Origin of the sequence: Dissulfurirhabdus thermomarina (assembly GCF_012979235.1) — a bacterium.
In the GTDB taxonomy this organism is placed as follows: domain Bacteria; phylum Desulfobacterota; class Dissulfuribacteria; order Dissulfuribacterales; family Dissulfurirhabdaceae; genus Dissulfurirhabdus; species Dissulfurirhabdus thermomarina.
The window spans coordinates 1-17,996 of the sequence record NZ_JAATWC010000011.1 but is presented as its reverse complement, the minus strand read 5'-3'; the positions used below and the strand labels follow the sequence as shown (position 1 = coordinate 17,996).

Annotated in this window: 16 protein-coding genes; 11 read left to right on the top strand and 5 right to left on the bottom strand. The window is 74.4% G+C overall.

Annotated features, from left to right (window positions below):
* Positions 1 to 82 precede the first annotated feature (82 nt).
* The 3 genes from HCU62_RS10710 to HCU62_RS10700 form a co-directional block, all read right to left on the bottom strand.
* A complete protein-coding gene (locus HCU62_RS10710) occupies positions 83 to 913 on the bottom strand; it encodes a cytochrome c3 family protein (RefSeq protein ID WP_163297567.1) in 831 nt (276 codons plus the stop codon).
* A 210-nt stretch (positions 914 to 1,123) separates the two neighbouring features.
* Entirely contained in the window at positions 1,124 to 3,760 is a 2,637-nt protein-coding gene (locus HCU62_RS10705) for a CBS domain-containing protein (RefSeq protein WP_246325469.1), read from the bottom strand.
* A 50-nt stretch (positions 3,761 to 3,810) separates the two neighbouring features.
* A complete protein-coding gene (locus HCU62_RS10700; protein WP_163299783.1) occupies positions 3,811 to 4,263 on the bottom strand; it encodes a universal stress protein in 453 nt (150 codons plus the stop codon).
* Positions 4,264 to 4,508: 245 nt separating this feature from the next.
* Here HCU62_RS10700 and HCU62_RS10695 point away from each other — a divergent pair, with 245 nt between their 5' ends.
* From HCU62_RS10695 to HCU62_RS10635, 11 genes are all read left to right on the top strand, one after another.
* Positions 4,509 to 6,449 carry an aconitate hydratase gene (locus tag HCU62_RS10695; RefSeq protein WP_163299786.1) on the top strand — a complete coding sequence of 647 codons (1,941 nt, stop codon included), beginning with the start codon at positions 4,509 to 4,511 and terminating at the stop codon, positions 6,447 to 6,449.
* An 11-nt stretch (positions 6,450 to 6,460) separates the two neighbouring features.
* A complete protein-coding gene (locus tag HCU62_RS10690) occupies positions 6,461 to 7,303 on the top strand; it encodes a shikimate dehydrogenase (protein WP_169755623.1) in 843 nt (280 codons plus the stop codon).
* 2 nt (positions 7,304 to 7,305) lie between these two features.
* Positions 7,306 to 8,601 (top strand): 3-phosphoshikimate 1-carboxyvinyltransferase, encoded by a 1,296-nt coding sequence (aroA, locus tag HCU62_RS10685; RefSeq protein ID WP_169755621.1) that lies wholly within the window; start codon positions 7,306 to 7,308, stop codon positions 8,599 to 8,601.
* Positions 8,598 to 9,143 (top strand): shikimate kinase, encoded by a 546-nt coding sequence (locus HCU62_RS10680; RefSeq protein WP_163298933.1) that lies wholly within the window; start codon positions 8,598 to 8,600, stop codon positions 9,141 to 9,143. Before aroA ends, HCU62_RS10680 begins: the two co-directional genes overlap by 4 nt.
* Positions 9,144 to 9,145: 2 nt before the next feature.
* Complete coding sequence (aroC, locus tag HCU62_RS10675; RefSeq protein ID WP_163298934.1) at positions 9,146 to 10,231, top strand: chorismate synthase; 1,086 nt, start codon at positions 9,146 to 9,148, stop codon at positions 10,229 to 10,231.
* A complete protein-coding gene (locus tag HCU62_RS10670; protein ID WP_163298935.1) occupies positions 10,228 to 11,076 on the top strand; it encodes a prephenate dehydrogenase/arogenate dehydrogenase family protein in 849 nt (282 codons plus the stop codon). The genes aroC and HCU62_RS10670 overlap by 4 nt, the downstream gene beginning before the upstream one ends.
* 14 nt (positions 11,077 to 11,090) lie before the next feature.
* The gene (locus HCU62_RS10665; protein WP_163298936.1) at positions 11,091 to 11,390 is read left to right on the top strand and encodes a DUF167 domain-containing protein; all 300 of its coding nucleotides are present in this window, start codon (positions 11,091 to 11,093) and stop codon (positions 11,388 to 11,390) included.
* A 117-nt stretch (positions 11,391 to 11,507) separates the two neighbouring features.
* The gene (locus tag HCU62_RS10660; RefSeq protein ID WP_163298937.1) at positions 11,508 to 12,719 is read left to right on the top strand and encodes a type II secretion system F family protein; all 1,212 of its coding nucleotides are present in this window, start codon (positions 11,508 to 11,510) and stop codon (positions 12,717 to 12,719) included.
* A gap of 94 nt (positions 12,720 to 12,813) precedes the next feature.
* A complete protein-coding gene (gene cobM / locus HCU62_RS12310) occupies positions 12,814 to 14,823 on the top strand; it encodes a precorrin-4 C(11)-methyltransferase (protein WP_163298938.1) in 2,010 nt (669 codons plus the stop codon).
* Positions 14,784 to 15,584 carry a precorrin-3B C(17)-methyltransferase gene (cobJ, locus tag HCU62_RS10640; protein ID WP_343066734.1) on the top strand — a complete coding sequence of 267 codons (801 nt, stop codon included), beginning with the start codon at positions 14,784 to 14,786 and terminating at the stop codon, positions 15,582 to 15,584. The genes cobM and cobJ overlap by 40 nt, the downstream gene beginning before the upstream one ends.
* Positions 15,581 to 16,027, top strand: coding sequence for a PPC domain-containing DNA-binding protein (locus HCU62_RS10635; RefSeq protein ID WP_163298939.1), 447 nt, complete (start codon positions 15,581 to 15,583; stop codon positions 16,025 to 16,027). Before cobJ ends, HCU62_RS10635 begins: the two co-directional genes overlap by 4 nt.
* Before the next feature lie 20 nt (positions 16,028 to 16,047).
* Here HCU62_RS10635 and HCU62_RS10630 read toward each other — a convergent pair whose 3' ends face one another.
* Together HCU62_RS10630 and HCU62_RS10625 are read right to left on the bottom strand one after the other, a co-directional pair.
* A complete protein-coding gene (locus HCU62_RS10630) occupies positions 16,048 to 17,358 on the bottom strand; it encodes a radical SAM protein (RefSeq protein WP_163298940.1) in 1,311 nt (436 codons plus the stop codon).
* A 26-nt stretch (positions 17,359 to 17,384) separates the two neighbouring features.
* Positions 17,385 to 17,996, bottom strand: a 612-nt coding sequence (locus HCU62_RS10625) for a hypothetical protein (protein WP_220096331.1), incomplete at its 5' end; no start/stop codon positions are given.

The window sequence follows — 17,996 nt, the reverse complement described above, 5'->3', positions numbered from 1 at the left end:
GCCCCGTATGGGTGGAAACGGTCTCCAGCCCTTGCCTTTCCCTTTCCCTGGCGGCCCCCCGGTATCCGGACCGGCCGCCGGTTCACGGCTTCGGGGTGGCGGCCGGGGCGGCCCGGGCCACCGTCCAGTGGTTGAGGTCGTGGGCGTCCTTGTGGCAGTCCTCGCACCGGGGGAACTTGGCGAGGATGCCCGCGGGGTGCGGCACCCCGTGGCAATCGGCGCATTTGGGCACCATCTTGTGCTTGGCCTGGTGGCACTTGGCGCAGCCGAGATCCTTGTGGCGGGTCCCGCCGGCGGCGAGCAGCGCCGCCTTCTCCTCGTGGCAGGCTGCGCAGAGGGCGGCGGGGAGATCGGGGGCGTAGGCCACCTGGAGGGGCATGTGGGCCCGGTGGCACCGGGTGCAGTCAGCCTGGACCATGGCCGGGGCATGGGGCTCGTGGCAGTCGAGGCACCGGGGCACCAGCCCGTGCCGGCGATGGCAGGCGTTGCAGGTCATGGTGCTGTGGAAGCTCTTGAAGTCCCGGAGCTGGACGCCGGGCTCCTCGTGGCAGGTCATGCAGGCCGCGGTGGCGTTGCCCTCGAGGGTGATCTCGAGGGGCGTGTGGGGGTTGCGGTGGCAGCCGAGGCAGCCCTTGACCTGGAAGTGGGCGCCGTCGGCGTGGCAGCGGCTGCACGCCGGGATGATCTCCCGTTTTTCCGGCGGGTGGCCGTCGTGGCAGTCGAGGCAGGTGACTTCGCTCTTGTGGGCGCCGCCGCCGCTCTCGATGTCCCTCGGGGCCTCCTTGTGGCACTTGGCGCAGTCCTGCACCGAGAGCACGGGGCCGGCGCCGGCCCCGGCCGGGCCGGCGGGCGTCGTGCCCAGCAGAAAGACGAGCGCGAGGAGAGACCTCGATATCCGGGGCGGGCGTGGCATCGCCGGCGACCTCCGGGGCGTGGTGTCCGGCCCCTTCGGGCGGGGGCCTCGAGACGAAGTCGTGCAAGGGCCGTTCCCGGGGCGTCTCGGGTCGCCCCGGCGCCGGGGGACCGCGGGTGCGGCCCGGGCCGAGGGGCGGGGCGGGGGCCGGCCGCGGCCCCGGTGGATGGGGCAGGGGGCGCACGTGTGGGGCAAATGCCCCGTTCCGGGTCAGGGGGCGGGGAATTCCCGTCGGACGAGCGCCAGCTCCTCCTCCCGGGTGGTGACCTCGCCGTCCAGCCGGGCCGCCAGCAGGCGCTCCAGGATCCGGCCGATGACCGGCCCCGGCCGGTGCCCGAGGGCCAGGAGGTCGCCGCCCCGCAGATGCGGGCGCACGTCCTGGAGGTCGGTGATGAAACGGGAGATCCGCCGGCGCGCCCGCTCGGATCTCGCCAGGACCAGGGCGAGGAGGACCTCCTCGATCTCGCGGCCGTGGAAGAGGGCGAAAAGCTCGCTGTCACGGAGCCCTTCCCGGTCGGCGGCCGTCGCCCGCTCCCGGGCTTCGGCGGGACCGCGGGTGAAGACCCGGTGCCGGTCACCCGCCAGGGCTAGCCGTTCCATGAGGGCGGCCCGGGCCTCGCCGGGGAGGCCCGAGGCGAGGGCGAGCAGGTGGAGGGCCCAGCGCCGGGGGCGTTCCGGCCGGTAGAGGAGCTCGTACCAGGCCAGGACGTCGTAGGTGCGGGCGAGGACTTCCCGGGTCTCCTTGTCCAGCCGGAGCCCCGGGTGGAGGACCGGGAGGACCTGGAGCTCTTCCAGGCGGGCCAGGGCGGGGACCGGGTCCGGCTCGTCGAGGATGTGCCGGATCTCGTTCCGGAGCCGCGGGCCGGACAGGCGCTGGAAGACGTTCAACCGGACGGCGTTCCGGATGAGCCGGAGGGTGTGCTTGCCGATGGTGAACCCGAAGCGCTGCTCGAAGCGCACCGCCCGGAAGACCCGGGTGGGGTCCTCCACGAAGCTCAGGCTGTGGAGGACCCGGATGACCTTATCCTTGAGATCCCGCTGCCCGCCGAAGAAGTCCACCAGGAGGCCGAATTCCCTCGGGTTCAGCTTGACCGCCAGGGTGTTGATGGTGAAGTCGCGCCGGTAGAGGTCGAGCTTGATGGACGAGAGGGCCACCGTGGGCATGGCGGCCGGGTACTCGTAGTATTCCCAGCGGGCGGTGGCGACGTCCACCTTGAAGCCGTCGGGGAGCACCACCACGGCGGTGCCGAACTTCTCGTGGGGCCGGACCCGGCCCCCGCGCCGCGCCGCCAGCTCCCGGGCGAAGGCGATCCCGTCGCCTTCCACCACGAGGTCCACGTCGAGGTTGGGCTCCCTGAGGAGGAGGTCCCGGACGAAGCCGCCCACCACGTAGACCTGGAATCCCAGGGCCTCGGCCACCTCGCCGCCTTCCCGGAGGAGGTCCACGACCCCGGCGGGGATCCGCTCCCGGAGGAGGGCGGCCACGTTCTTCTGCTGGCCCCGGCCCTCCACCAGGGGCTCGGGCCGGCGGGCCGCGTCCCCGCTCAGGATCTGGAGGAGGTCCGTCCGGGTCATGACTCCCACCAGCCGGCCGTCCTCCACCACGGGCACGAAGCGCTGGCGCCCCTGGACGATGAGGTCCTGGACCCGGTCTAGGGGGTCCGAGGGGGCCGCCGCCTGGAATTCCGTGGTCATGTATTCCCGGGCGGGCAGGTGCGCGAGCCCGTGGTAGATGGCCTTCTCCACGGTCCGCCGGGAGATGATGCCCAGGATCCGCCCCTCCTCCACCAGGGGGATCACGGTGATGCCGTAGCGGGTCAGGGCGTCGTGGACCTCGGAGATGGGGGTCTCCGGCGGCAGGGAGAGCACGGGGTACGACATGACGTCCCGGACCCTGGGCTGGGTGCCGAGCTGGCGGTGGAGCTCGGCGAGCAGCCGCTCTTCCGCCTCGGCCAGGGTGGCGCCGCGCAGGGTGGCGGAGGCGGCCGAGGGATGGCCCCCGCCGCCGAGGGCCTTGAGCACCCGGCCCGCGTCCACCCGCTCCTCCCGGCTCCGGCCCACCACCAGGACGCGGTCCTCCATGAAGGCCAGGGCGAAGAGGACCCGGAGCTTCTCCATGTCCATGAGCTCGTGGACCAGGACCGCGAAGTCCTCGAGGTAGCCCGGGATGGCGGTCTTGGCCACGGTGACCGGGATGCCCGAGAGGGTGTAGGTGGCGGCGGTCTCGAGGAGGTCGTTCAGGAGCGCCACGTGCTGGGGGGTGAGGCGGGGGCCGAGGTGGTCGGAGACGACCTTGAGATCCGCCCCCATCTCCAGGGTCCAGGCCGCGGCCTCGAGGTCCGCCGGCGTGGTGGAGACGAAGGTGAAGGAGCCGGTGTCCTCGTAGATCCCCAGGGAGAGGAGGGTGGCCTCCTCGGGGGTGACCGCGAGCCCCCGTTCCCGGAGGAGGGCCACCATGAGGGTGGTGTTGGCGCCCACGGGCCGCTCGTGGATCTCCGCCGCGGGGATGTCGTCGGGGGCCGGTCCGTGGTGGTCGAAGACCGTCACCGCCACCCGGGGATCGTCCAGGAGGTCCGCCAGGGGCCCGATGCGCCCCCGGCTCCGGGTGTCCACCACCACCAGGCGGCGCACGGCGGCCAGGTCCACCTCTCGGAGCCGGGCCAGGGGGATGGGCGGCGCCGAGGGGCGCTCGAGGAAGCGCCGGATGGTCCGCTCCGTGGATCCGGGCAGGACCACCACGGCGCCGGGGTGGAGCCGGGCCGCCGCCATGGCGGAGGCCACCGCGTCGAAGTCCGCGTTGACGTGGGTGGTGACGAGGACGTCCGGGGTCTTGGGGGCGGTGGTCAAGTGGATGGGGGGAGAAGGCGGGGGCGGCGGGTTGCGCCGCCCCGCGGGGATCAGCGCTGCTTGAAGGGGTTCACCGTGAGGACCGGGCAGGCGGCGCGCCGGACGACGCCCTCGGCCACGCTGCCGAAGACCATCTTCTCGAGGCCCTTTCGGCCGTGGGTGCCCACCACCACCAGGTCGGCGTCCACCTCTTCGGCCTTCTTGAGGATCTCGTCCACGATGTCGCCCATGACCACGCTGGCGGAGGCGGGCGGGGCGTCGTGGAGGTGTTCGTCCACGAAGTTCTCCATGGCCTTGGCGGCGCCCTTGCGGAGCTCGGACTCGTAGGTGCTGAACCAGGCCGAACCGAGCTCGAAGCCCGTGTACTGTTCGGGGCCCCGGATCACGTAGATGAGGTGGAGCTTGGCGCCGAACTTCTCGGTCAGGAGCCGCGCGTAGGGAAGGACCTTGAGGGAACTCTCGGTGAAGTCGACGGGGAAGAGGATGTTCTTCACGTCCGCCATGGCAGCCTCCTTTCCGATTTGGGGCAAACGCCGCAGGCGCGCCGTTGTTGGTGACATCCGGCCCCGGCCGAAGGGCCGTTCCCGCGGTCGACGGGCCGATCTCCTAGTTCGCTTGTATCAAGGGCGGCTTCGCCCTGTCAAGCAACATGCGGCCGCCGGGCCTCCCCGGCCGGGTTGCCCGCCCGGGGGGCTTTCCCTATAATGCCTGGGTCCCGCGGACCCGCCGCCAAGGAGAACCGAAATCCATGGGCCTCACCGTCACCGAGAAGATCATCGCCGACCACCTCGTGGAGGGGGAGATGACCCCGGGGAGCCCCATCGCCCTCCGGATCGACCAGACCCTCACCCAGGACGCCACCGGCACCATGGCCTACCTCGAGTTCGAGGCCATCGGGCTCGACCGGGTCCGCACGGAGCTCTCGGTGAGCTACGTGGACCACAACCTCCTCCAGTCCGACTTCCGCAACGCCGACGACCACCGCTTCCTCCAGTCCATCGCGGCCCGCTACGGTGTCCATTTCTCCCGCCCCGGCAACGGGATCTGTCACCAGGTGCACTTCGAGCGCTTCGCCGTGCCCGGGAAGACCCTCCTCGGCTCGGACAGCCACACCCCCACCGCCGGCGGCTGCGGTATGCTGGCCATGGGGGCCGGCGGGCTCGACGTGGCCATGGCCATGGCCGGCCAGCCCTTCCACCTGCGGATGCCGGAGGTGGTGGGGGTGCGCCTCGTCGGGGCGCTCCGGCCCTGGGTCTCGGCCAAGGACGTGATCCTCGAGCTGCTCCGGCGCCTCACCGTCAAAGGGGGCGTGGGCAAGGTCATGGAGTACTTCGGGCCCGGGCTCTCCGGGCTCTCCGCCACGGACCGGGCCGCCATCGCCAACCTGGGGACCGAGCTCGGGGCCACCGGCACGGTCTTCCCCTCCGACGAGGTCACCCGGGCCTTCCTGGCGGCCCAGGACCGGGAACGGGACTGGCGGCCGCTCGCCGCCGACCCCGACGCCGACTACGCCGAGGTGATCGAGGTCGATCTCTCGGCCCTGGAACCCATGGTCGCCTGTCCCTCCTCCCCGGACAACGTGGTCCCCGTCCGCGAGGTGGCGGGGCGGCCCGTGGCCCAGGTCCTGGTGGGCTCTTGCGCCAACTCCTCGCTCCGGGACATCGCCGTGGTGGCCCGGGCCCTCGAGGGCCGGACCGTCCACGAGTGGGTCAGCCTCGAGGTCAACCCCGGCAGCCGCCAGGTCCTGGAGAACGCCGACGCCGAGGGCCACCTCCGCACCCTCATCCACGCCGGCGCCCGGATCCAGCAGTGCGGGTGCCTCGGCTGCATCGGCATGGGCCAGGCGCCGCCGACGGGCGGGGTCTCGCTCCGGACCTTCACCCGGAACTTCCCCGGGCGCAGCGGCACCAAGGACGACCAGGTCTACCTCTGCAGCCCCGAGACCGCCGTGGCGGCGGCCATCCGGGGGGTCATCACCGACCCGAGGGAGCTCGGGGCGGCCCCGGAGATCCGGCTCCCCGCCCGCTACATCATCAACGACGCGGGGATCCTGCCGCCCCCGGCCGACGGGAGCGGGGTCGAGGTCCTCAGGGGGCCCAACATCCGGCCCCTGCCCGAGTTCGACGTCCTGCCGGAGGACCTCGACCTGGAGGTGCTCCTCAAGGTGGGCGACAACATCACCACCGATCACATCATGCCCGCCGGGAGCCGCGTCCTCCCCCTCCGCAGCAACGTCCCGGCCATCAGCCGGTTCGTATTCGAGTCGGTGGACCCCTCCTTCGCGGAGCGGGCGGAGCGGGCCGGCGGCGGCATCGTGGTGGGCGGCGACAACTACGGGCAGGGCTCCTCCCGGGAGCACGCCGCCCTCGCCCCCCGCTACCTCGGCGTCCGGGCGAAGCTGGCCAAGGGCTTCGCCCGCATCCACAAGGCCAACCTCGTCAACTTCGGCATCGTGCCCATGACCTTCGCGGACCCGGCCGACTACGACCGGGTGCGCCAGGGCGACCGCCTCGCCATCCCCGGCCTCCGGAGGGCGCTCCTGGCCGGGGCCGAGACCGTGACGGTCCGCCTCGGCGGCGGCGGGACCTTCGATGTCCGCCTGGACCTCGGGGAACGGGACCGCCGGATCCTCGCCGAGGGGAGCCTCCTCGGATGGGTCCGGGCCCGCCTGGCCGCCGAGGCCGGATGACGCCGCGGCGCATGGAGGAGCGACCCCCGGTGCGGAGACCGGTGGACACGCAGACCCGGCTCTACGGGATCATCGGGCATCCCGTCCGGCACAGCCTGAGCCCGGCCATGCACAACGCGGCCTTCCTGGCGGCGGGCGAAAACGCGGTCTACCTGGCCTTCGACGTCACGGACCCGGCGGCCGCGCTGGCCGGGGCGCGGGCACTCGGCATCGGGGGGCTCTCCGTGACCATCCCCCACAAGGAGGCCGTCCTGCCCCTGCTGGACGAAGTGGATCCGCCGGCGCGGCGCATCGGCGCGGTCAACACCGTGATCCACCGCGACGGGCGCCTCTTGGGGGCCAACACCGATGCCGCCGGGGCCGTCCGGGCCCTCGAGGAGGCGATCCCCTTGGCCGGCCGGCGGGTGGTGGTGCTGGGGGCCGGGGGGGCGGCCCGGGCGGTGGCGGTGGGGGCGGCCGAGCGGGGGGCCTCGGTCCACGTGGCCAACCGGACGCCGGAACGGGCCCGGGCGGTGGCCGCCCTCTGCGGAGGCACCTTCTCGGGCCTTTCGGAGATGCCCGGGGAGGCCGACGTCCTGGTCAACACCACCCCGGTGGGCATGGCCCCCGCCGCCGGCGAGACGCCGGTCCCGGCGGACCGGCTCCCGGGCTTCCGGGTGGTCATGGACATCGTCTACGCTCCGGTGGAGACGCGGCTCCTCCGGGAGGCCGCGGCCGCGGGATGCCGGGTGGTGAACGGGCTCCGGATGCTCCTTTACCAGGCGGCGGCCCAGTTCGAGCTCTGGACCGGGCGCCCGGCCCCCGCGGCGGCCATGGAGGCGGCGCTGTACCGGGGCCTGGGGGAGGAGGGCTGAGCGTGGCGGCCGGGGCCTCCAGGCGCGTTTCGGCGGCGGCCGGACCCGTCCGGGGCGTCGTCCGGGTGCCCGGGTCCAAGAGCCTCACCCAGCGGGCCCTGGTGGCCGCGGCCCTGGCCGAGGGGACGAGCCGCCTCTTTGGCCCCCTCGACAGCGAGGACACCCGGCTCCTCCGGGAGGCCCTCGGGGCCCTGGGCGTCGGTTTCGACACGGGGACGGAGGCCTGGCGGGTCCGGGGGCGGGGCTGCCGGGTCGCGGCCCCGGCGGGGGAGCTCTACCTCGGCAACAACGGGACCGGCATCCGCTTCCTGGCCTCGGTGGCGGCCCTGGCGCCGGCGGCGGTCCGCCTCACCGGGACGCCGCGGATGGCCCAGCGACCCATCGGGCCCTTGCTCGAGGCCCTTCGGGGCTGGGGGGTCCGGGCCGAGAGCCTCCACGGGACGGGGTGCCCGCCCGTGGAGGTCCACGGCGGCGGGATCGAGGGCGGCGAGACCCGGCTCGATGCCTCGAAGAGCAGCCAGTTCCTCTCCTCGCTGCTCCTCGCCGCCCCCTGCGCCCGCCGTCCCGCCGAGATCGTCCTCTCCGGGCCCCTGGTCTCCCGGCCCTACGTGGACCTCACCACGGCGGTGATGGCGGCCTTCGGGGTTCGGGTGGAGGTCTCGGAGGACCGCCGGTTCCGGGTGCCGCGCCGGGCCTACCGGCCGGCGGACTACGCCGTGGAGGGCGACGCCTCCAGCGCGTCCTACTTCTGGGCGGCGGCCGCGGTGACGGGCGGGCGGGTCACCGTGGCCAACGTCCCGGCGGAGGCCCTCCAGGGGGACGCCGCCTTCGCCGATCTCCTCGGCCGGATGGGGTGCCGGGTGGAGAAGTCGGCCGAGGGGGTCACCGTGGAGGGGCCGCCGGAGGGGGAGCTTCGCGGCATCGAGGTGGACATGGGGCGGTGGCCCGACGTGGTGCCCACCCTGGCCGTGGTGGCCGCCTTCGCCCGGGGGGAGACCGTGGTGACCGGCGTGGCGCACCTGCGCATCAAGGAGTCCGACCGGATCCGGTCGGTGGTGACGGAGCTCGTCCGGCTGGGGGTTTCGGCCGAGGAACGCCCGGACGGGCTGGTGGTCCGGGGCGGCGGCCGCCTCCGCCCCGCCGAGGTGGCCACCTACGACGACCACCGGATGGCCATGTCCTTCGCGGTGGCGGGGCTGCGGGTCCCCGGCCTCCGGATCCGGGACCCGGGGTGCGTGGCCAAGTCGTTTCCCGGCTTCTGGGAGGTCTTCGAGGGGCTCGTCGGGGCCGGGGCATGAAGGAGAAGGTCCTCCTGGTGGGCGCCCGGGCCACGGGGAAGAGCGCCGTGGGCGGGGTCCTCGCCCGGCGCCTTGCCTGGCCGTTCGCGGACCTCGATCAGCGGATCGAGGCGGCGGCCGGCCGGTCCATCGCCGAGATCGTGGCCGCGGAGGGGTGGGAGGGCTTCCGCCGGCGCGAGGCGGCCCTCCTCGCCGAGCTACTCGAGGCTCCGGGCCGGCTGGTCCTCGCGGGCGGCGGCGGGGTGGTGCTCCATGCCTCCCTCCGGGAGCTTGCCCGGCGGCGGGCGTTGGTGGTATGGCTCAAGGCCGGGGTGGAGACCGTCCTGCGGCGGCTCGCCGCCGACCCGGGCACCGGGCGCCGCCGTCCCGCTCTGGTGGCGGGGGCCTCGCCCGAGGCGGAGGTGCGGCGGGTCCTGGCCGAGCGGGCGCCCCTGTATGCGGCCTGGGCCCACGCCGAGGTGGACACCGAGGGGTCCGGGCCTGAGGAGATCGCGGACCGGATCGCCGCCATGATCCGTCCGCCGGGACGGGAGGAGGGATGACCATGCCCGGCAACACCTTCGGCCAGCTCTTCCGGGTGACCACCTGGGGCGAATCCCACGGCCCGGCCATCGGGGCGGTGATCGACGGCTGCCCGCCCCGCCTGCCCCTCACCGAGGCGGTGGTCCAGGCCGCCTTGGATCTCCGCCGTCCCGGAAAGGGCGGCCCCGCGGAGACCGCCCGGTCGGAGCCCGACCGGGTGGAGATCCTCTCCGGCGTCTTCGAGGGGCGGACCACCGGGACGCCCATCTCGCTCCTCATCTGGAACCGGGACGCCCGGAGCGAGGCCTACGACGCCCTGCGGGAGGTCTTCCGGCCCGGCCACGGGGACATCACCTACCAGGCCAAGTACGGCATCCGGGACCACCGGGGCGGCGGCCGGGCCTCCGGGCGGGAGACCGCCGCCCGGGTGGCGGCGGGGGCCGTGGCCCAGGTCCTCCTCGACCGCCTGGGCATCCGGGTGACGGCGTACACCGTGGCCCTCGGGGGGGTCCGGGCCCGCGCCTTCGACCCGGAGGCCATCGAGACCAACCGCCTCTTCTGCCCCGACCCGGAGGCCGCCGCCCGGATGGAGGCCCGGGTGGCCGAGGCCCGGGCGGCGGGCGACTCCGTGGGCGGCGTGGTGGAGGTGCGGGCCGCCGGGGTGCCGGCCGGGCTCGGGGAGCCCGTCTTCGGGAAGCTCGACGGGGAACTCGCCGGGGCCCTCATGTCCATCGGCGCGGTGAAGGGCGTGGAGATCGGGGCTGGGTTCCGGGCCGCGGAGATGACCGGGTCCGAGCACAACGACCCCATCACCCCGGCCGGCTTCGAGGGAAACAACGCTGGCGGGATCCTCGCCGGGATCTCCAACGGCGACGAGCTGGTGATCCGGGCGGCGGTGAAGCCCATCCCCTCCATCGCCCGCCCGCAGCGGACCGTGAACCTCCGGGGCGAGGCCGTGGAACTCCGCGTGGGGGGCCGGCACGACGCCTCGGCCATCCCGCGCATCGTGCCGGTCTGCCAGGCCATGGTGCGCCTGGTGCTGGCCGACCACGTCCTCCGGGCCCGGGGGCAGGGCCAGGCGATCGACTGGCCGGGGGAGGGACGATGACGGACCCATCCGGGTTCCCGCCGCCGCCCGTGGCCGCCCCCGTGATCGGGATCGTGGGGGGGCTCGGGCGGATGGGCCGCTGGTTCGAGGCCTTCCTCCGGGGGGAGGGATACGAGGTGCTCGTGGCGGATCTCGCGACGTCCCTTTCGCCGGAGGACCTGGCGGCCCGGTGCGACGTGGTGATCCTGGCCGTCCCCATGGAGGCCTTCGGGGAGGTGGCCGCCCGGGTGGGACCCCGGATGCGGGAAGCGGCCTTCCTCACCGACCTCTGTTCCCTCAAGGCGCCCCAGGTGGCGGTCATGCTGGAGGCGGCCCGGTGCGAGGTGGCCGGCACCCATCCCCTCTTCGGCCCCGGGGAGACCGAGGCGGCGGGCCTCCGGGTGGCCCTCTGCCCCGGGCGGGGCGAGGTGTGGATCCGCTGGTGGGAGGGCGTCTTCCGGCGCCGCGGGGTCCAGACCGTGGTCCTTTCCGCGGAGCGCCACGACCGGGCCATGGCCTGGGTCCAGGCGCTCAACCACTTCATCCTGGTGGCGCTTGGGCAGGCCGCCGCCGAGACCACGGCGGCGGAGCTGTGCGACATCGCCGCCCTGGCCACCCCCAGCTTCCAGCGCCAGGTGGAGATCCTCGCCCGCCTCGCCCAGCAGGACCCGGCCCTCTACGCCGCCATCCAGGGGGGGAACCCCCATGCCGCCGCGGTGCTGGACCGCTTCTGCGGCAAGGCGGAGCGGCTTCGCGCCCTCCTGGCGGCGGGCGACATGGAGGGTTTCGGCCGCTGCTTCCGGGCGGCCCAGGCCCTGGGGGCCCGGTTGGCGAAGGGGTGCGGCCGGATCCCGGGGGAAGGGTAACGGGGCCGGGCGCCGTGGACCTTCCCCCGTACCTCGCGGACACCCCGGAGGGGGCCGTCCTCCGGGTCCGGGTGCAGCCCCGGGCCTCCCGGACGGAATTCGCGGGCCGCCACGGCGACCTCGTGCGGCTCCGGGTCCAGGCCCCGCCGGTGGAGGGCGCGGCCAACGAGGCGTGCACCCGGTTTCTGGCCAAGTTCTTCGGCCTTGCCCGGTCCAGGGTCCGGCTCCGGGCCGGGGCGCGGGGACGCGAGAAGGCCTTCCTCCTCGCGGGGCTCTCCGCCGCCGAGGTCCGCCGGCGCCTGCCGGAATCCTAGCCCCCCGGGGGCGCCGCCCCGGGCCTCAAGTCCGGCGGGCCCGGGGCCGATAGGAGGGAGTGAGGCGCTCGGCCGCCGGACGCCGGGAAACCGCCCGAGGGCGAAGGAGCAGCAGCCATGCCGGTCTACATCTGGGAAGGGACCACGCGGAGCGGGGAGAAGCGCAAGGGCGAGCTCGAGGCCCAGGACGAGAAGACCCTGCGCCTCGTCCTCCAGCGCCAGCGCATCACCCCCACCAAGGTCAAGAAGAAGCCCAAGGACCTCTTCGAGAACGTCGCCTTCCTCCAGCCCAAGGTGAAGACCAAGGACGTGGTGGTCTTCACCCGCCAGCTCTCCACCATGATCGACGCGGGGCTCCCGCTCATCCAGGCCCTGGACGTCCTGGCCACCCAGCAGGAGAACAAGACCTTCCAGGTCATCCTGAAGGGGATCAAGGCCGACGTGGAGGGCGGCGGGACCTTCGCCGACGCCCTCCGCAAGCATCCCAAGCAGTTCGACGGGCTCTACTGCAACATGGTCCAGGCCGGCGAGATCGGCGGCAACCTCGACGAGGTCCTGAACCGCCTGGCCGAGTACATGGAAAAGGCCGAGCGGCTGAAGGCCAAGGTGAAGAGCGCCATGACCTACCCGGCCATCGTCCTCTGCATCGCGGGCGGCGTCCTCGCGGTGATCATGATCTTCGTGATCCCCACCTTCGAGAAGATGTTCGCCGACTTCGGCGGGGCCCTCCCCGGGCCCACCCAGCTGGTCATCGACATCAGCAAGCTGGTCAAGAAGTACTTCCTCGCCGGGATCGGGGCCGCCGTGGTGGCCGTCTTCCTCTTCAAGCGCTACTACGCCACCGACGCCGGGCGGAAGGTGGTGGACCGGCTCCTCCTCAAGGCCCCGGTCTTCGGGATCCTTCTCAAGAAGGTCGCGGTGGCCAAGTTCACCCGGACGCTCGGGACCCTCCTGAACAGCGGCGTCGCCATCATCGAGGCCCTCAACGTGGCCGCCGGCACCGCCGGCAACCGCATCGTGGAGGAGGCCATCTACCAGGTCCGGGCGAGCATCAGCGAGGGCCGGACCATCGCCCAGCCCCTGGAGGAGAGCGGCATCTTCCCGAGCATGGTGGTCTCCATGATCGGGGTGGGCGAGACCAGCGGCGCCCTGGACGAGATGCTGAACAAGATCGCCGACTTCTACGACGAGGAGGTGGACACCGCCGTGGACGGGCTCACCAGCATGATCGAGCCCTTCATGATCGTCTTCCTCGGCGGGTCCGTGGGCTCCATCATCATCGCCATGTATCTGCCCATCTTCAAGATGGCCAGCGTGGTCGGCGGCTAGGGGGGACGGGGCCGGGCGCAGGCTGCCGGTTGTCGCCGCCGGGCCCGTGGTTTAAGCTTCGGCCTCGAACCCCGTTTCCGCCGAGGCCCCGTCCATGTCGCCCTACCCGGATCCCGAGCAGCATTCCGCCCCGCCGTACCCCGTCGCCTTCGTGGGGGCGGGGCCCGGGGACCCGGAGCTCCTCACCGTGCTCGGCGCCCGGCTCCTCCGGGAGGCCGACCTCGTCCTCTACACGGGCTCCCTGGTACCGGCCGAGGTGGTGGCCGGCCTCCGCGCTGAGGTCCGCAGCTCCGCCGGGATGACCCTCGAGGAGGCCCTGGACCTCATGGTGTCGGCGGCCCGGGCCGGCCGGCGGGTGGTCCGCCTCCACACCGGCGACCCCGCCCTCTACAGCGCCGTCCAGGAGCAGATCGAGGGCCTCAGGCGGGCGGGGATCCCCTACCGGATCGTCCCTGGGGTCACCGCGGGATTCGCCGCCGCCGCGGCCATCGGCCAGGAGCTCACCATCCCCGGCGTGAGCCAGACCGTGATCTTCTCCCGCATCGGGGGGAAGACCCCCGTCCCGCCCGGCGAGGACCTCGCCCGGCTCGCCGCCGCGGGGGGGACCCTGGTGCTCTACCTCAGCGCCGGCCACCTCCGCCGGGTGGTCCGCGCCCTGGTGGACGGGGGCCGGGAGCCGGACACCCCGGCCGTTGTGGTGGCGGAGGCGAGTCGTCCCGCCGAGCGTGTGGTCCGGGGGACTCTGGCCACCATCGCGGACGAGGCGGAACGGGCGGGGATCCGGAAGACCGCCGTCATCCTGGTGGGCCGGGCCCTGGCGGCCTCCGAGCTGGACCTCGGCCGCCGTTCCCTGCTCTATGCCCCTTCCTTCGGCCATGGTTTCCGGGAGGCCGAGGTGCGGCCGCCCGCCGACTCCGCCCGGGTGCGGGCGCCGGAGCCGCCCTCCTGGGCGGAGTCGGCCCCGGCGGCGGCCGGGCCGGCCCCGGAGGCGCCGCCGAAAGTGGCGGGGGCCTTCCACGGGTGGGACTCCGGTGGGTATGCCTACCCGGAGGCGGGTTTTCCGGAGGCCCCCGCCGGTCCCGCCGGGGAGGGCCCATCCCCCGCCGCCTGGAGCAGGGGACGGCTCACCCTGGTCTACGTGACCCCGGGCGGCCGGGTCCTGGCGGAACGGATCGCCGCCGCCGTCCCGGGGTCCGAGATCCTGCCCTACGCCGATCTGCGGCGTCCCGGGGCCCTGGAGGCCCGGTGGGCCTGGGGGCGCGGCCTGGTCTTCGTCATGGCGGCGGGGATCGTCCTCCGGTTCCTCGCCCCCTACCTCAAGGACAAGCGCACCGACCCGGCGGTGGTGGTGGTGGACGAGCGGGGGCGCCACGCCGTCAGTCTCCTCTCCGGCCATCTCGGCGGGGCCAACCACCTGGCCCGGGTCGTGGCCGAGCTGACGGGGGGAGAGGCCGTGGTCACCACGGCCTCGGACACCCTCGGCCTGGTGGCCCTGGACGCCTGGGCCATGGAACGGGACCTCCGCGTCCGGGATTTCGAGGCCTTCAAGCTGGCCGCCTCGGCCCTGGTGGCCAAGGGTCGGCTCACCCTCTACACCGACTGCCGGGTGGCGGCGCTGCCCCGGGGGCTCGAGGCCGCCGCCGAGGTCGAGACCGCCGACGTGGTGGTGAGCCCCTACGAGCTGCCCGGCGCCTCTCCCATCCTGCGGCTCTTTCCGCCCGTCCTCGCCCTGGGGGTGGGGTGCAACCGGGGGACCTCCGCGGCGGTCCTGGAGCGGCAGGCCGAGGCCTTCCTCGAGGCCCACGGCGCGGCCCGGGAGGCCCTCTTCTGCCTGGCCACCATCGATGTCAAGCGGGACGAGCCGGGCCTCGTGGAACTGGCCCGGCGCTGGCACCTCCCGCTGCACTGCTTCCCGGCGGCGGAGCTCGACCGGGTCCCGGTGCGCCGGCCTTCATCCCGGGTGGCCCGGGCGGTGGGGGCCCACGGGGTGGCCGAGCCCGCGGCGATCCTCGCCTCGGGCGGCGGGCGTCTCCTGGTCCCGAAGGAGAAGAAAGGAGCGGTCACATTCGCGCTGGCACGGCGAGACTGGACGTTGTCGGCATAGGCCCGGGGGACCCGGCGTGGCTGCCCCCCGCCGCCGCCGAGTGCCTGCGGGCGGCGGAGGTGGTGGTGGGGTACAAGACCTACGTGGATCTCCTGGCGCCGGTCCTCCGGCCCGGCCAGGAGGTCCATGCCACCGGCATGCGCCAGGAGGTGGACCGCTGCCGGTTCGCGGTGGACCAGGCCCTCTCGGGCCGCCGCGTGGCCCTGGTCTGCAGCGGGGACCCGGGCATCTACGCCCTGGCGGGGCTCGTCTTCGAGGTCCTCAGGACCCGGCCGGAGGGCGCCGGGCTCCCGGTCCGGGTCGTCCCGGGGATCTCCGCCTTGAACGCCTGCGCGGCGCTCCTCGGGGCGCCCCTGGTCCACGACTTCGCCGTGGTCAGCCTGAGCGATCTTCTTACCCCGTGGGAGGTGATCCGCCGCCGGGTCGAGGCCGCGGCCGCGGCGGACTTCGTGCTGGTGCTCTACAACCCCCGGAGCCGCCGCCGGGTGCGGCAGCTCGGCGAGGCCGTGGAGATCCTCCTCCGCCACCGGCCCGAGGCCACCCCGGCAGGGGTGGTCCGGCGGGCCGCCCGCGGGGGCGAGGAGGTCCGGGTCCTCACCCTCGGGGAACTCGCCGGGGCCGACGTGGACATGCAGACCACGGTGATCGTGGGCAACAGCCGGACCTTCACCTGGAACGGGCGGATGGTGACCCCCCGGGGCTACGAGGCGAAGTACCGCCTGGACGCGCCCGGCGGCGCCGACGGGGGGGAAACCGCGTGAAGGTCTCGCGCGAGGGGCGCATCGGCCGGGTCTTCGTGCTGCGGCTCGAGGACGGGGACGAAATCCCCGGCTGCATCGAGGCCTTCGCGGCGGAACGGAAGCTCTCGGCGGCCTGTTGCCTGCTCGTCGGGGGGGCCGCCGGCGGGACCCTGGTGGTGGGCCCGGCGGACGGTTCCCTGCGGCCGCCGGTCCCCGTTCGGGCGGCCGTGGAGGGCGTCCACGAGGTCGTGGCCGCCGGGACGCTCTTTCCGGGGGAGGACGGCCGGCCCCGCCTCCACGTGCACGGCGCCCTCGGCCGCGGGGACCGGGCCCGCGTGGGGTGCCTCCGGGAGGGGGTCCGCGTCTGGACCGTGGCGGAGGTGGTGCTCCTCGAGCTCCTCGACACCGGGATGGTCCGCCGCCGGGACCCGGCCACGGGCCTCGAGCTCCTCCTGCCCGGGTAGGGCCCCGGGCGAATCCCACCCTAGACCGGTTCCACCGGGTAGAGGAAGACCGGCCAGGCGGAGCGGGCCTTCAGGGAGAGCACCGTCCGGCGCAGTTCCCTGAAGGAGCCCGGGGGCCAGTCCAGGGGGGCCAGGTAGACCGCGCCCTTCGGCACGGGACGGCCGGGGGCCGTGAGGATCGCCTCGAGCCGCCGGTGGTGGCGGTCCGGGAGGCCGGATCCGACCAGGAAGTTCAGCCCCACCTCGAGGGGGCCCGGGGCGCGGTTGACGGCCTCGGCCCGTCGGAGGACCTCGGCCGCCGCCTCCGGGTAGAGGGCCTTTCCGAGGCGGGCCAGGGTCTCCGGGTCCGGGGACTCGAGACCCACGTTCACGTGGATGCCCTCGAAGGGGAGGGCGCCGAGGGCCTCGAGCGCCGCGTCGTCGAGCTGGAGGAAGGCGGCCGGGTCCGCGAACAGGAAGAGCCTGGGCCGGCGGTGGTAGGCCTCCCGGGGGCGCAGGACCTCACGGACCGCTTCCGCGGCCTCGACCACGGCCGCCGCCCCGGCGGCCAGGGCGTCGTTCTGGCCGAGGAAGACCGAGGCGAAGTTCACCAGTTCCGGCCCCAGGAGGTCCCGGAGTCCCTCCGCCTGGGCCCGGACGTCTTCCAAGGGCCGCCGCCGGAAGGCCGCCCCCGTCCTGAACCGGCAGAAGCGGCACTCGGACGGGCATCCCTCCGCCAAGATCACGGGGAGCACCGCGTAGTCCACGCGGGCGCACTCCGGCGGCAGGACGGGGAGGGGGGCCCGCAGGATCCGGCGCAGCCGCCGGGCCCGGCGCTCGAGGCCGGCGCGGCCGTGGGCCCCCACGCGCCGGAGGAGGGCCGCAAGGGCCGGCTCCGATACCGAGGGGGCCAGCTCCGCCGCCAGGGCCGCCGCCTCGTCCCACGCCCGGATCGCCTCGTGCAGGGCCGGCCCCGCCCACGGGTCCCAGCCGGTCCACCGGTCGCCGGCCAGGACGTGGGGCAGGTAGTGGCGGCCCGTGAGGGCGAAGGTCTCCCCGTAGAGGGCGGGGCTCCGGTAGACCCACCGGTGGGCGAGCCCGCACCGGAGGTAGCCGCCGGGTTCCGGCCAGTCGGGCCGCCGGGAGTGGATGCGCCGGACCGCCCCGTCGAGGCCGACCTCGAAGGTGTAGTCCCCCCGGCGGATCTCGTGACAGCGCCCGTCGGGCGCCGGGTAGCTCACCGGCGGGAAGTCCCGGAGGCCGCGGCGGTCCGGCCGGATCTCGAGCCCGGAGATCCGGGCCGCGTCCCCCGGCCGCCTTGCCCCGGCCGGGCCGCCGGTCACGTCCGGCACGGGTCCCGTGCCGCGCGCCCGGGGCTTCAGCCCGGCCGCCAGCCCAGGCGCTCCCGGACCAGGCGCTCGAGGCGCCAGGCGAGGAAGAGCTCCGCCCCGTTCTGGGCCTGGAGGCGGGCATGGGCGGCGGGGGCCAGGCTCTCGGGCACCCGGTGGCAGAGGTAGTTGACGCAGAAGTCGTGGCGGGCCGTGAGCCGGCACCCCGCGGGGCCGAGGAAGCGGCAGTGGCCCGGCAGGGCGGATTCTTCGGGGATGGGGGTCTCCAGGAGGAGGTTCAGGAGGAGGAGGTACTCGTCGTACCAGTCCTCTATGCCCTCGCCGCAGCAGGTCCCGCCCGGGGTCCGCTCGGCGCACCGGGCGCAGAGGGCCACCACCCCGAGCCGCCGCATGAGATCGCGGGTGCGGGCCACCTCCTCCCGGTAGCGGGCGAGGAGGTCCCGGACCTCGCCGTCGGCCAGCAGGGCGGGGCCGTGGCGGGCCATCAGGGCATGGGCCCGGGCGATCTTTTCGGCGATGGAGGGGGCGGCCGGCGTCACGGTCTCTCTCCGGGCGCCGCCGTGGGCCGGGGCGCCGCTGTCGGGGGCATAGTGCCCCGCGGCGCCCGCCGTGTCAAACCGGGTGCGTGCGGCGGGTGCTAC

Coding starts and splice junctions, on each gene's coding strand:
- HCU62_RS10695 (WP_163299786.1), top strand. CDS start 4,509: ATGGGCCTCACCGTCACCGAGAAGATCATCGCCGACCACCTCGTGGAG.
- HCU62_RS10670 (WP_163298935.1), top strand. CDS start 10,228: ATGACGGACCCATCCGGGTTCCCGCCGCCGCCCGTGGCCGCCCCCGTG.
- HCU62_RS10690 (WP_169755623.1), top strand. CDS start 6,461: ATGGAGGAGCGACCCCCGGTGCGGAGACCGGTGGACACGCAGACCCGG.
- HCU62_RS10710 (WP_163297567.1), bottom strand. CDS start 913: ATGCCACGCCCGCCCCGGATATCGAGGTCTCTCCTCGCGCTCGTCTTT.
- HCU62_RS10660 (WP_163298937.1), top strand. CDS start 11,508: ATGCCGGTCTACATCTGGGAAGGGACCACGCGGAGCGGGGAGAAGCGC.
- cobM (WP_163298938.1), top strand. CDS start 12,814: ATGTCGCCCTACCCGGATCCCGAGCAGCATTCCGCCCCGCCGTACCCC.
- HCU62_RS10680 (WP_163298933.1), top strand. CDS start 8,598: ATGAAGGAGAAGGTCCTCCTGGTGGGCGCCCGGGCCACGGGGAAGAGC.
- HCU62_RS10700 (WP_163299783.1), bottom strand. CDS start 4,263: ATGGCGGACGTGAAGAACATCCTCTTCCCCGTCGACTTCACCGAGAGT.
- aroC (WP_163298934.1), top strand. CDS start 9,146: ATGCCCGGCAACACCTTCGGCCAGCTCTTCCGGGTGACCACCTGGGGC.